The 12,498-nt window shown below is 49.6% G+C and carries 10 protein-coding genes; 2 read left to right on the top strand and 8 right to left on the bottom strand.

Going from position 1 to position 12,498, the window contains the following annotated elements; genetic code table 11:
• Positions 1 to 61: 61 nt before the first annotated feature.
• From ACXLDX_RS05065 to ACXLDX_RS05075, 3 genes are all read right to left on the bottom strand, one after another.
• Positions 62 to 1,186 carry an iron-containing alcohol dehydrogenase gene (locus ACXLDX_RS05065; protein ID WP_457576138.1) on the bottom strand — a complete coding sequence of 375 codons (1,125 nt, stop codon included), beginning with the start codon at positions 1,184 to 1,186 and terminating at the stop codon, positions 62 to 64.
• Between the two features lie 54 nt (positions 1,187 to 1,240).
• A complete protein-coding gene (locus tag ACXLDX_RS05070) occupies positions 1,241 to 2,626 on the bottom strand; it encodes an aldehyde dehydrogenase family protein (RefSeq protein ID WP_457576139.1) in 1,386 nt (461 codons plus the stop codon).
• A 120-nt stretch (positions 2,627 to 2,746) separates the two neighbouring features.
• Positions 2,747 to 4,117: a glutamine synthetase family protein gene (locus ACXLDX_RS05075; protein WP_457576109.1), complete on the bottom strand. Its 1,371-nt coding sequence runs from the start codon at positions 4,115 to 4,117 to the stop codon at positions 2,747 to 2,749.
• A 278-nt stretch (positions 4,118 to 4,395) separates the two neighbouring features.
• Here ACXLDX_RS05075 and ACXLDX_RS05080 point away from each other — a divergent pair, with 278 nt between their 5' ends.
• Positions 4,396 to 5,319 carry an AEC family transporter gene (locus ACXLDX_RS05080; RefSeq protein ID WP_457576110.1) on the top strand — a complete coding sequence of 308 codons (924 nt, stop codon included), beginning with the start codon at positions 4,396 to 4,398 and terminating at the stop codon, positions 5,317 to 5,319.
• A gap of 154 nt (positions 5,320 to 5,473) precedes the next feature.
• Here ACXLDX_RS05080 and ACXLDX_RS05085 read toward each other — a convergent pair whose 3' ends face one another.
• From ACXLDX_RS05085 to ACXLDX_RS05105, 5 genes are all read right to left on the bottom strand, one after another.
• Positions 5,474 to 7,930: a bifunctional aconitate hydratase 2/2-methylisocitrate dehydratase gene (locus tag ACXLDX_RS05085; RefSeq protein WP_457576111.1), complete on the bottom strand. Its 2,457-nt coding sequence runs from the start codon at positions 7,928 to 7,930 to the stop codon at positions 5,474 to 5,476.
• A gap of 82 nt (positions 7,931 to 8,012) precedes the next feature.
• Complete coding sequence (locus ACXLDX_RS05090; protein WP_457576112.1) at positions 8,013 to 8,816, bottom strand: beta-keto acid cleavage family enzyme; 804 nt, start codon at positions 8,814 to 8,816, stop codon at positions 8,013 to 8,015.
• 5 nt (positions 8,817 to 8,821) lie between these two features.
• Positions 8,822 to 9,781 carry a DODA-type extradiol aromatic ring-opening family dioxygenase gene (locus ACXLDX_RS05095; RefSeq protein WP_457576113.1) on the bottom strand — a complete coding sequence of 320 codons (960 nt, stop codon included), beginning with the start codon at positions 9,779 to 9,781 and terminating at the stop codon, positions 8,822 to 8,824.
• 24 nt (positions 9,782 to 9,805) lie between these two features.
• A complete protein-coding gene (locus ACXLDX_RS05100; protein WP_457576114.1) occupies positions 9,806 to 10,786 on the bottom strand; it encodes a fumarylacetoacetate hydrolase family protein in 981 nt (326 codons plus the stop codon).
• A gap of 135 nt (positions 10,787 to 10,921) precedes the next feature.
• Complete coding sequence (locus tag ACXLDX_RS05105) at positions 10,922 to 11,590, bottom strand: GntR family transcriptional regulator (RefSeq protein ID WP_457576115.1); 669 nt, start codon at positions 11,588 to 11,590, stop codon at positions 10,922 to 10,924.
• Between the two features lie 452 nt (positions 11,591 to 12,042).
• On the opposite strand from ACXLDX_RS05105, the gene ACXLDX_RS05110 reads away from it, so the two are divergent.
• Complete coding sequence (locus tag ACXLDX_RS05110) at positions 12,043 to 12,456, top strand: hypothetical protein (RefSeq protein WP_457576116.1); 414 nt, start codon at positions 12,043 to 12,045, stop codon at positions 12,454 to 12,456.
• The last annotated feature ends 42 nt before the right edge of the window (positions 12,457 to 12,498 follow it).

Below are 12,498 nucleotides of genomic sequence, written 5' to 3' on the forward strand. Positions count from 1 at the left end.
GGGAACAAGAAAGAGTGAGTGCCGGGTCAACTCCGGGGAAGAAACCATCGCCGCCATTGATTCAGAGTATGCCGTTTACCGCATTTTCCACTATCAGCTGATATTGGGAAGCGGAAAGCATGACAGGGTTGGTTGCAGCGGACGGATCCACTGCAGCCATTTGGCCGATCATTTCAGCCTGCTCTGCTCCAATCCCGATTCCGGCAAGCGTATCCGGAATTCCGATCTGTTTTCTTAAATTCAGCAGCCAGGACATGAACCCGTCAAAATCTGCCTCAACCAGCCCCATGAACCTTGCCAGTCTGCAGATTACAGGTTCAATCTTCTCCCGGTTTGCCTTGAGAACATAAGGCATCAGAATAGCATTCAATGTTCCATGATGGGCATCATAGAGGGCTCCCAGCGGATGTGCCAGGGCATGCATCCCCCCGAGTCCCTTCTGAAAGGCGGTCGCCCCCATACTCGAACAGACAAGCATCTGCATCCGGGCCTCTATATCTGTTCCGTCTGCAACCGCCCTGGGCAGATATTCCTGCACCAGTCGCACTCCTTCCATGGCAATTCCTGCCGCCATGGGATGAAAAAAGGGAGAACAGAGCGGTTCAAGATTATGGGACAGGGCATCCATCCCCGTGGCAGCGGTGAGCAGCGGTGGCAGCCCCACCGTCAACTCCGGATCAAGTATGACTTCTCCGGGAAGCATCTTTGGATGAAATATAATTTTTTTTACATGATGTTCCTGGTCAGTTATGACGGAAGCCCGACCAACCTCCGAACCTGTCCCGGCAGTGGTCGGCACGGCAATAACGGGAACCATGCCGGCCACGTCAACACGTGTCCAGTTATCACCCATATCCTCAAAATCCCACAGGGACCTGTTCTGCCCTGCCATCAGCGCCACAGCCTTCCCGGCGTCAAGGGCGGACCCTCCTCCCATGGCTATTACCCCGTCATGATTGCCGGTTCGAAAAAAATCGACACCGTCCTCTATATTTTCCCCCGTGGGGTTTGACTGTATGGCGGAAAAGACACCACAGGATAATCCCGCTGTCCTGGTATCGGCGATTACCTTCTGCACCATGGGCAGTGAGACGATTCCCGGGTCTGTGACCAGCAGCGGAGAGCGCATCCCCATCGCTCTGCATATTTCAGCCACTTCCTTTATACGCCCCGCACCCACCCGCATGCTGGTGGGATAGTTCCAGTTTACAGTATATTTCAATGGTATCTCCTCTCAGAGTCAGGTTTTAATATGGAACGATTTTGGCCTGGTCAGGGACTCGTAACCCATCAAAGACAGACTGCAGCCGCGTCCTGAATTCTTTATGCCGGTCCAGGCAAGCTGCGGATCAAGATAATCGCAGCGATTGATAAAAAATGTCCCGGTTTCAATCTGCTGCCCCAGGGCGATTCCACTCTCAATATCCGTTGTGAATAGAGCAGCCGTAAGACCAAATTCACTGTCATTCATCAGCCTGACCGCCTCCTCATCGGAATCCACTTTCATTATGCCGATAACAGGCCCGAAACTCTCCTGGATCATTACCCGCATAGTGTGATCTACTCTGCTCAGCACCTGAGGAGCAAGGTATGGGCTGCCGGGGGTATCCGCTCCAAAATCATCCACGGTAATATGGGCGACCGCCCCCTGGCTGATTGCCTCACGCACCTGTTCACGAACAAAATCTGCAGCACTGCCCCGCACCATCGGTCCCAGGGTGGTTTCAAGATCATCAGAACGACCAAATTTAAGCTTTTTCACCCAGTCTACGGTAAGCTCCATGAACTCATCATAAACCGACTTGTGCACATAAAGACGCTCAACAGCACAACAGGACTGGCCTGAATTGAAAAAAGCTCCGTCTATGGCTGTTTCAACGGCATGGGACAGATCCGCATCGCCACGAACATAGGCCGGGTCCTTTCCTCCAAGTTCCAGGCCGGTTCCGATAAAACGACCGGCGACACCGTTCTCCACCATCTTTCCTCCGACAACGGAACCGGTGAAAGCGACATAATTGATCCGGGCATCCCTGATAATCCGCTCCGTATCCTTATGGGTCAAGTGGAGATATTGAAAAACAGATTCGGGTAATCCTGCTTCCACAAACGCCTTATGAAGCCGCTCCGCACAGAGCGGCGTCTGGGTCGAATGCTTGAGAATAACCGTATTTCCAGCCAGAAGTGCGGGAATAACAGCGTTAATCGCCGTCAAGTACGGATAATTCCACGGAGCAATAACGAAAACCACACCAAGCGGTTCACGCTGTATCCAACGCTCAAATCCCGGTTTTTCATCAAGTATGACAGGGGCCAGACCCTGATCTGCCAGATCAATCATGGCAAGTGCTCTTTCCTGAAGTCCCTCGACCTCTCCGGCCGCATAGCGTATCGGCCGACCCATCTGCCAGCAGATTTCTTCTGCAATACCCTCTTTTTCGGCCACAAAATGTTCAACAGCTCTGGTGCAGAGGATCTTTCTCTCGTTCAGAGGAACTCTTTTCCAGGATTGCTGTGCTGCAGCAGCGTTTTCCAGTGCCGTTTCAATGGATTTTTCATCGGCATAGGGACGCTCTATATAGACCGAGCCATCAATGGGACTTACGGTGGTAAATATGTTATTCATCATCCCTCTTTAACAGGAAGAATTCATGTAACTGCTCACAGGGGCAACAACTTGATGAGTAATTACCTTGATGATTCTATTGCCTCTGAAATGCAGTTATTTAAATTTTTCCAAAATATTTCAAATTATTTCAAAATACCTTTCCATCTCCCAGTCGGAAACATGCCTGCGAAATTCCCGTTCCTCCCACTCCCTGGAGGCGGCAAAATGATCCACAAAAGCGTTTCCGAACAGTTCTCTGGCGGCAACAGACTGCTTCAGCCTCCCGGCAGCTTCCCACAGGGTACCGGGCAGAGCCAGTTCCGCACCATGTTCCTGTTCATACGCATTGCCGGTAATTTCCTTTTCCGGCTGCCATTTTTTTTCAATACCGTAGAGGCCGGCACCCAGGGCCGCCGCCATCGCCAGGTACGGGTTGGCATCAGCCGCTCCAAGCCGGTGTTCCACCCGTTGTGATTTTTCACTTCCGGCTATCACTCTCAGGGCTGTCGTCCGGTTCTCCACACCCCAGGTGGCATCCGTCGGTGCCCAGAATCCGGGAATCATCCGCCTGTAGCTGTTTATGGTGGGAGCCATCATACAGAGAAACTCAGGCATCAGTTTCTGCTGCCCGGCGACAAACTGCAACTGGGTATCACTCATGGAGTGACAAACACCATTCTCATAAAATGCTGAACCTGAACCATCTTTTCTACGAAGCGAAAGATGGATATGTCCACTCTGTCCCGGATAATCCGCAGACCATTTTGCCATGAACGTGGCCATAAGACCGTGCTGCTGAGCCAGGACTTTTATAAATGTCTTGAAAAGGGCTGCCTTGTCCGCAGCGTTCATTGCTGTATCGACTGCAATGGCCGCTTCAATGACCCCCGGTCCGGTTTCAGTATGAATTCCCTCAAGGGGAAAATCCATTTTTTCCGAGAGCTCGATCATGGCATGGTACAATCCGGCATGGGTAGAATTGCGGATCATGGAATAACCAAACCAGCCTGGCGTTATCGGCGTCAGGTTCCTGAAATTCTTTTCACGGACGGAATCGGGTGTCTCATCAAAAATAAAAAACTCATACTCAAGGGCTCCAAATGGATCAAACCCCATGCTTTCAGCTTTTTCTATCACTCTCCTGAGGGTTGCACGTGGACAGACTGACTCAGCTTCTCCCGCAAACTCGGCCAGAAAGAGAAGCATCCCGTCTTCAGTGGGCACCTCCCGGCAACTTCCGGGAAGGATTCTCACCGGGGCATCGGGATACCCGGTATGCCAGCCTGTATAAGTCACATTGTCATAGAGCTGATCCTTCACATCCCAACCCAGAACAACATCACAGAAGGCAAACCCATAATCGAGTGAGGAAAAAAACTTCTCCCGGCTCATATATTTACCTCGCATGACACCGTCAATATCAAAAAGACCGACTTTAACATGGGTTAAACCACGTTCTTCGACAATCTGTTTGGCCTCAGCGGTTGTCGTCACATTTCCAGGTTCCATGGGCTTCTCCAAGTATCCTTGAAAATTATAGTGCTTGAAAAATAAGAGTATACCATATGGGAAAAATCGAGACAAACTGCCCTGAACAATAGGCCTGAATTATCGAACAGAGGGAAGAACAAAATTATTTCTCGTGATTTTCAACAAAAGAAAGTGTATTGAAGAGTACCTTGAAAAATGAGATTTTTTGTTCGTGGTGCTATAAAAAAACCTCCTCAAAGGGTTAATAACCCGGTGTTTTTATTACTTTTGCAACAGCTGATTTCAAACCCGGAGATGTGCCTGTTTTGATTGTCTTGAACTCCCTGTTTCCGATTTTTACTCTTCTCCTGCTCGGCAGCCTGCTGAAACGGCAGGGAATAACAGATACGGTTTTTCTGAAAACCGCTGACAGACTCATTTATTATATTTTTTTTCCCATCATGCTGTTCTGGAAAATTGGTGGAGCATCCCTGGAAAACGGCATCAACTTGAGCTTCTGCCTGGCCACCCTCTGTACCTTTCTCACTATGTTCGCACTCAGTACCATTGTGATCAGGATTTTCAACATCAACTCTTTTCAGGCAGGATCCTTTTCCCAGGGCTGCTACAGGTTCAACACCTATATCGGCGTTGCGGTTGTTCTCAACAGCCTGGGCGGTGAAGGAATACAATATTTTGGTATTGTAATCGGTTTCATAATCCCCCTGGTAAACGTGTTCGCCGTTTCCACTCTTATCTGGTTTTCAGGAAAAGAAATGGCACCGGGAAACAGGCTGAGATTTGCCGGCAGGGCTCTTATCTCCAACCCTCTTATACTCGGTTGTCTTGCCGGTATTTTTTATGCCCGTATTGTCGGCAGATTCCCTCTATTTATTAATAATTCTCTCAGCCTGGCATCAATGGCGGCACTGCCCCTTGCCCTGATTTCCATTGGCGGATCACTCACTTTCCGCTCCGTCCGGAAAAATACGGGTCTCTCTTTTCTTTCGGCAATCCTCAAGGTAATGGTACTGCCTCTGACTGGTCTCTTCTATTTCTCCCTGTTCAAAGTGACAGGTGTTCCCTTCAAGGTTGGGATACTGTTTTTTTCCCTGCCGGCATCAACCGCCATTTATGTTCTCTCCTCACAGATGAACAGTGATACGGAGCTGGCTTCAGCGGTGATTCTGGTCTCCACCCTGCTTTCTTTTCTCTCTCTTTCCATTGCTCTTCTCATCTAGTGTCCCGTCAACGATGAAATGTGACGTGACACTAGCGCCTGCCCATAAATGGCCCTTTCATTCAAAACCAAGGACCATGAAAACAAAAACAACCACTGAACCTGCCATTTGCAGGATTCAAACCTGAAAAGAACCGACAGCCCCTTCCTCAGAATTACTGTGTTTTTTCCCTGAAAAGAGTAAAATATTCCTCGACTTCCGGAATCCGCCCGAACATGCCGCTTATGGCAGTCAGTTCTGTAGACGCAAGATAGACCTGCGCTCCATCCCCCAGCCTGTTGTCAAAATTCCGGGTGGAGGTGGAGATCACAGTAGCACCCGGCCGTACCCTGGCCTGATTTCCCATGCATAAACTGCATCCCGGTATTTCAACCCGGCAACCGGCTTTGGCGTAGACACTGAGACCTCCCTCTTTCTGGATAGTATCTCGGTCGAGTCTGGTGGAAGGAGCAACCCATATCCTGCTCTCAGCATAACCATCCTCCAGAAAACGGGCAGCCGCTCTGAGATGGCTGAGATGGGTCATGCAGGAACCGATAAAAGCTTCTTCAATTGCGGTTCCCGCAACCTCACTCAAGACCCGGACATCGTCAGGATCATTCGGGCAGGCAAGAATCGGTTCTGTTATCGTATCGAGGTCTATCTCCAGGACATGACGGTACACAGCGTTCCCGTCCCGCTGAAGCAGGCCAGGTTTGGCCAGCCATTGTTTCATGGCCTCTATTCTTCCGACAAGAGCCTGACTGTCCTCATATCCCTCAGCAAGAAGCTGCTCAAGAACACGGACATTAGCTTCAACATTCTCCACTACCCGCTCCAGTGGCAGGGCAAGGGCACAGGCAGCTGCGCTTCGTTCGGCCGAAGCATCGCTTAACTCAAAGGCCTCCTCCACCGTCAGATCGTCGATCCCTTCAATTTCCAGAACAGTTCCGGCAAAAATATTTTTTTTCCCCTTTTTTTCCACGGTGAGCAATCCCCTGCGAATTGCCTCCAGGGGGATGGAGTTCACCATATCCCTGACGGTAATACCGGCTCTTCGGGTTCCTGTAAAACGAACCAGAACTGAGTCCGGCATCTCCAGGGGCATAAAGCCCAGGGCACCTGCAAAGGCTACAAGACCGGACCCGGCCGGAAAGGAAATACCTAAGGGAAATCTGGTATGGGAATCACCCCCTGTGCCCACACAGTCGGGAACAAGCATCTTATTCAACCAGGAATGAATCACTCCGTCCCCCGGCTTAAGGGCCAGACCACCGCAGCTTTTAACTGTTTCCGTCATGGTTTCCCACCGTCCAAGATCAGCAGCCTTGGGATAGGCTGCTGTATGGCAGAACGACTGCATAAAAAGATCAGTCTTAAAACGCAGACAGGCAAGCTCGGCAATCTCCTGCATGGTCATGGGCCCCGTTGTATCCTGGGAACCGACAGTGGTTATTTTCGGCTGGCAGACAGTACCAGGCAGAACCCCCGCCAGCCCACAGGCCCGACCTACCATTTTCTGAGCCAGGGTATAAGGCTGTTCAACCGCAGGCACTAGATTTTCCACTTCACTGAATTCAGGTTCCTTCACCCCAAGATAGCTGCATGCCTGCCGTGTCAGGCTGCGGCCGATGATCAGATTGAGACGCCCCCCCGCCCGATACTCATCAAGCAATGTTACGGGTGGAGTTGCAACCTCAATTTCCCGGCCATCCTTCACATTCATCTGCCAGGTCCGAAGATCAAGAACCACTTCATCTCCTGTCTGCAGTGCAGCCACATTACATTCAAGAGGAAGTACACCTGCATCCCTGGCCGTGGCATAAAAAATCGGAGCAATAATTCCTCCAAGAACAATTCCACCCGTCCTCTTGTTAGGAATATAATTCATATCCTCACCTATATACCAGACGAGGGAATTAATGGCCGACTTCCTTGACGAACCGGTCCCCACTACGTCCCCCGCAAAGGCGACTTGACGTTTTTCGGCACGAAATTTTGCAATGGTTTCAATCCCGTCCGGAAACCGGGTCTTACCGAAAAAAGTGGCATGCAGTGGAATATCGGCTCTGGACTGAGCCTGGTTTCCCGGTGAAAAGTCATCGGTGTTGATCTCTCCTTCCACCTTGTAGACAGTAAATTCAATTTTCTCCGGCAGTGATTTCTCTGCGAAAAACCAGTCTGCCGCAGCCCACGATTCCAGCACAGCCATGGCATGAACATTATCCTCCACCAGTGCTGTCACCTGATCAAAGGCCTCGTACACTTTAATTGTCCCTTTAAGTCCAGATGCCGCAATATCAGCCAACTCAGTGTCCAGAAGCCGAATAAGGGCTGCGACATTATACCCCCCTTCCATGACACCAAGCATCTCTACTGCCTTTTTCGGTGAAACCGCCATGGCCGACCGCCGGCCGAAAGCCACTTCCTCAAGCCAGAATGCCTTTTCCTTCGCTGACTTGCTGACCCCCGGTTCCACTCTTGTCTCCAGAAGATCCAGGAGAAAATCACTCTCTTTATGACCTGCTTCAAGGAGGATAGTCAGCTCCTGCACCTGTCTTGGAGTCAACGGCAGGGGAGGGATACCCGCTTCACTTCGCTTTTTCATCTCTTTTCGATACTGTTCAATCATAATTTCCTCTCTCAAACTCATAAAAATGGCTGATGCTGAAAGAATCATCTGCCGCCTTGCGGATCATCCTCCGGCAGTTCCGTTAAAACAACGATCTTGCAAAAGGCACATCAGCGGGTTTTCGCTCAAGTGCAGCAGCAACTTCCACCACCATCTGTACCAGTTCCTCATTACTTTGTGCAATGGAACCATCGGGTCGATGGAGATTATTCTCGAAGCCGACTCTGACATGACCTCCCAGTTTCATCGCCTCTTGAATAACCCGATGTTCATTGACACCAAAACCACAGGCCATCCATCTGTTTTTCCCACTCAGTGGTGCCAGAAATTGTTCAAGCGAATATACTGCGTCCTCTTCTTCCCGGTAACTGCCTACAACAAAAAGCAGAAAATGATTCTCTCCCGGCAATATCCCCTGTCTGCAGAAATTTTCATAAAGATACACTTCACGGGGACTGTACAGAATGAACTGAATCCGGGTTCCATTGAAAAAAAGTGAATAAAAAAAATCCTTCACACGGTCAATACAGCGGGAATCTCCCAGAAACTCACGAAGTCCAATTGAAAGGCAATGAGGGGCGAGGCGGCCCATCAGCTCGATCTGTTCGTCTGGTCCGTACATTCCCGCCGCCTCGGAAGAAACCTGGATCAGCATTGTCTCCCCCACCGCAGCCTCCACCTCTGTCATGGCACGACGATAGAGTCCGGGATCAAGACTGTGTCTCCCCTGTCTGTCCCGAACGTGAAGATGGAACATCGCGGCCCCGGCTTCAGTACAGGCAGCCGCAGTTTTAGCAAGTTCAAGGGGAGTAAGGGGCAGAGCGCCATGGTCCTGCCTTGTCCTGCGGGCGCCGTTAGGAGCAACACCTATGAGCAGCTCTTTCACCGGTACTATTCCCCGTACACTATTCCGGCAGCAATACCAAGCTCAGGGGTAACGCTGTAAAAGCCCAGTTCAGGAAACGCTCCTCCGGCTGTCATATGGGCAGCAGCTCCCGCTATCCAGGTGTGCAGCTCCATGGAACCGATCCCCGCTTCGGCCACAAGTCTCTTTTGATCCCATTGATCAAACTCCTCCAGACTGCCCGAGGTCAGTATATCCAGGAAACGACGATCCGCCTCTTCATTAAGATGCATCTGAGCGGCAGTCCGTTCACCCCTGGCAATCATCTCGGCACCCTCCCGGTGCATGACATCAAGACGATGCAGCCATTCCTCACGGGAAAGGGAGGCTGGATCTTTCCCCCCCGACATCTGCCAGGCGGTTACATTCTTTTCACCCTCTCCCGGAACTGGATAATATCGAGTGGGATGATGAGACATCCCGCCTGAAGACAGAAAAAGAACTCTCCGGTCCAGTTTTGAGACAAAACGCCCCACCGCTTCACCAAGGAGCCGAGAGCGGGAAAACGGAACAAAAGGTGAGGTTATACAATTAATAAATACCGGAACAACCGGCCGGACATCCAGGCCGCCCAGCATGATATGGATTGTCTGGGAGAAAGCATGATCAACGGTCATCCGGTAAGAAACAGCGGGATCGATATTGTTTTCCCGCAGGGCAGTAACCATTCTTTCCGCAATTTCTCCCGGCACATTGAGCGGGCCTGAAAACCCCCCAATATCCTCCTCCGCCTCAGCCCGCAAACCAACACAGAAAGCCGGCATATTATCCATGAAAAATCCGTTGAAATGGTCGGACCCGAAGGCAATGACCAGCTCCGGATCAAAGCTCCGTATGGTCTCTGCACTTTTTTTAAATGTTCGCTGCAGTTTTTGCCAGTCTTCCGGTTCCTTTGTGAAACAGTAGAGCAAAGGACTGTGAGAACTGCAGATCAACCTGGTTTTCATTGCTGTTTTCTCCTTTTCCTCAACTCAATCCAGCCTCCAGGCTCCCAGTTCCTTTTCTTCCATAACTACGTCATTATACTGACTGCCTAAGGATTCTATTGTGATTTCCATGGGCCCGCCGGTGACAAGGAGATTGGCATGATGAATTGATTTCCTGTTTTTTCCCGGCTGAAAGGCTGTTCCGCATGAAATAATATCACCGGGGAAAAGGGTCTGGAACTGGCTGATAAAACTGACAAGCTCCGCCACCCTGTAATTATAGTAACGGGTACTGTCTTCGGCAACCAGTTCCCCGGCGACCCGACAGCTCACCCTGAGATTATCAGGATCTTTCACCTCATCTCTGGTCACCAGCCAGGGACCCAGTACTCCAAAATGATCTGTTCCCTTGTAGCGGCCGGCATAGGAAAGATGCTGCTCCCTTTTCTCGATACGGTCCGGATCGTCAGCGGCGGCATAAAGAGCCTGATAATGAAAAAGATCCTCCGCCCGCATACCATTGCCGGTAATATCATTAAAAATGGAGTAGCCATATACATATTCGTCAACATCCACTGCGTCCACGTCTTTTGCCTTTTTCCCTATGATAACAGCCAGTTCAGGCTCAGGATGAACGCTGCCGTAATAGCTGCGGATTTTGACGGTTTCCCGGTGTCCCACAAGACAGGACGATGGTTTCAGAAAAAAGGCGGGATGATCCGGGGCCGAAATCTTTCTCTCGTTGCTGGCGGAATTGTTCAGCGCAACACCACAGATTTTTCCGGGGGAGGGAACAGGTGGCAGAAAAGAAATCTCTTCTGAAGAAACAACGGCTTCTTCGTTGCAGGTTGAAAGTGCGCGAAGCGCCAGGTCTTTTCCTCCTTCTGCCAGGCAGATAAACTCAACCATGGAGGAAGGAATGTTTTTTTCATCCGCAAGAGCCAGACCAATATCGACTATCTCCATCCGGTCGTTGACCACTCCGAGCCGCTGTTTTTCCGCGATCATGAAACTGACCAGTTTCATACAATGACTCCTTTTCTGATTTTTAGAGGTGGCACAGAAAGAAATGACATCCCGGAACAAAAGTTTAAGACAAGTCGCACCGGGTGTCAAACATGGGAGGTTCCAGCGAAGAACAGAAGGAATGATAACCTTCGACTATTCTCCCGGGAAAATTATGGGGAAGAGATTATTTCTTGAAGATTTGTGATGCATTCTCACCAATTCCTTGGCCCGGTCCACATCTTTTATCCGCACTGCTTCATAGAGATCGTGATGTTCCTTTTTGATCTCAAGAATACGGTTCATTCTCAAATCCTCGGTCCGGAAGCGAAGAAAGATTTTCTGACAGATATCCCTGTAACGGTCTGAAAGAATATCATTTTCAGCCATATCAATAATAGCTGCATGGAAGGCGGTATCAAGGATAAAAAGTTTTCTATCGACATGATTAGATATTGCCTTTTCATAATCAAGTTTTCGCTCCCTGACATTCTGAATTTTTCCTTCGGTCATGTTTCTGATTGCTTTACCAAGAAACCCAACCTCAAGAATTTCTCTGATTTCAAAGAGATTCTGTGCCTCTTTGCGTGTCAGTTTATGAACGGAATAACCCTGGTTCGGAACAAAATCCAGATACCCCTCCTGGGCAAGAATGCTGAGGGCGTTATTCACCGGTGTTCTGCTGACACCAAGCTGTTTGGCCAGATCTATGAAAACAAGTCTCTGCCCGGGAACAATTTCATAATTGAGCATCAGCTCTATTATCCGCTGATACACCTTCAAGGTAAGATTGCTGTGTTTTTTCAATTCAATATTCTCATTCATATTACATAACATCTTGACTGCCTGTTCCAGGCAGAAAAATACTGATTTTATCTCAACGCATTATGATATATTTCCTGAATCCTGCACTCCAGAGACAATAAAAACACGCAGTTATTAACCCTGTGAGCAGTGACGATTTAGGTTTTATTCTATTCAGGGAACTCTGTCAACTAAACATCAGCCCTGCAGGCCAGTGGAAAAGCGAAAAAGAATCGCCCGACCGGTCACACATACTTATCTGAGAATCCTTCCCAGCTGGCCTTGACACCAAATTTACATGCAATATAGTATACAGTAACTGTTTCTCATCGGACTGCCTTTTGGTATTCACATGAAATACCATCTAAATCCTGCACTTCAGCACCATTGAGGCCTCGCATTTTCAGCTGGCAGGTGTATCCTCATGGCCAATCGGCTGAATTCAGGCAGTCAATAAAGGAGACTTGATACTGATGAACCCCCTGAAAGTAAGTTCGGTTGCCCATAAAAATATATTGGATCACCTTAAGACAAGGGAAAACTCACCCGTCAGGATTTTCCTGAAAATGGGCGGCTGCGGCATGCGCTCTTTCGGGCTCGCCTTTGAAGAAGCCCTCTCCAGTGACACCGTCATTGAACTGGATGGCATTAAATATGTCATTGACCGCATTCTCCTAAAAAAGTATGGACCTATCTCCATTGAAAGTGACGGTTTCAGTTTCCGCCTGAGCGGCAATGGAATCCATCCACCTCTGGGCTGCGGCACCTGTGGCTATGGCTGCGGAACCCGGGGCGGCAGCAGATGTTCAGGGGTCTGTGCCACCTGCGAAAACCCGTGTCCGACAGGTCAGCGAATCAGAAACAGAAGAAAAAATCGTTTGAATTAGCACAGATGCCCCCAACGTCTCATTATTACATGCAATCCAGGA

The organism is Desulfomarina sp. (assembly GCF_054039375.1).

Coding starts and splice junctions, on each gene's coding strand:
- ACXLDX_RS05110 (WP_457576116.1), top strand. CDS start 12,043: ATGAACCCCCTGAAAGTAAGTTCGGTTGCCCATAAAAATATATTGGAT.
- ACXLDX_RS05085 (WP_457576111.1), bottom strand. CDS start 7,930: ATGATTGAACAGTATCGAAAAGAGATGAAAAAGCGAAGTGAAGCGGGT.
- ACXLDX_RS05070 (WP_457576139.1), bottom strand. CDS start 2,626: ATGAATAACATATTTACCACCGTAAGTCCCATTGATGGCTCGGTCTAT.
- ACXLDX_RS05065 (WP_457576138.1), bottom strand. CDS start 1,186: ATGCGGGTGGGTGCGGGGCGTATAAAGGAAGTGGCTGAAATATGCAGA.
- ACXLDX_RS05075 (WP_457576109.1), bottom strand. CDS start 4,117: ATGGAACCTGGAAATGTGACGACAACCGCTGAGGCCAAACAGATTGTC.
- ACXLDX_RS05095 (WP_457576113.1), bottom strand. CDS start 9,781: ATGAAAACCAGGTTGATCTGCAGTTCTCACAGTCCTTTGCTCTACTGT.
- ACXLDX_RS05105 (WP_457576115.1), bottom strand. CDS start 11,590: ATGAATGAGAATATTGAATTGAAAAAACACAGCAATCTTACCTTGAAG.
- ACXLDX_RS05100 (WP_457576114.1), bottom strand. CDS start 10,786: ATGAAACTGGTCAGTTTCATGATCGCGGAAAAACAGCGGCTCGGAGTG.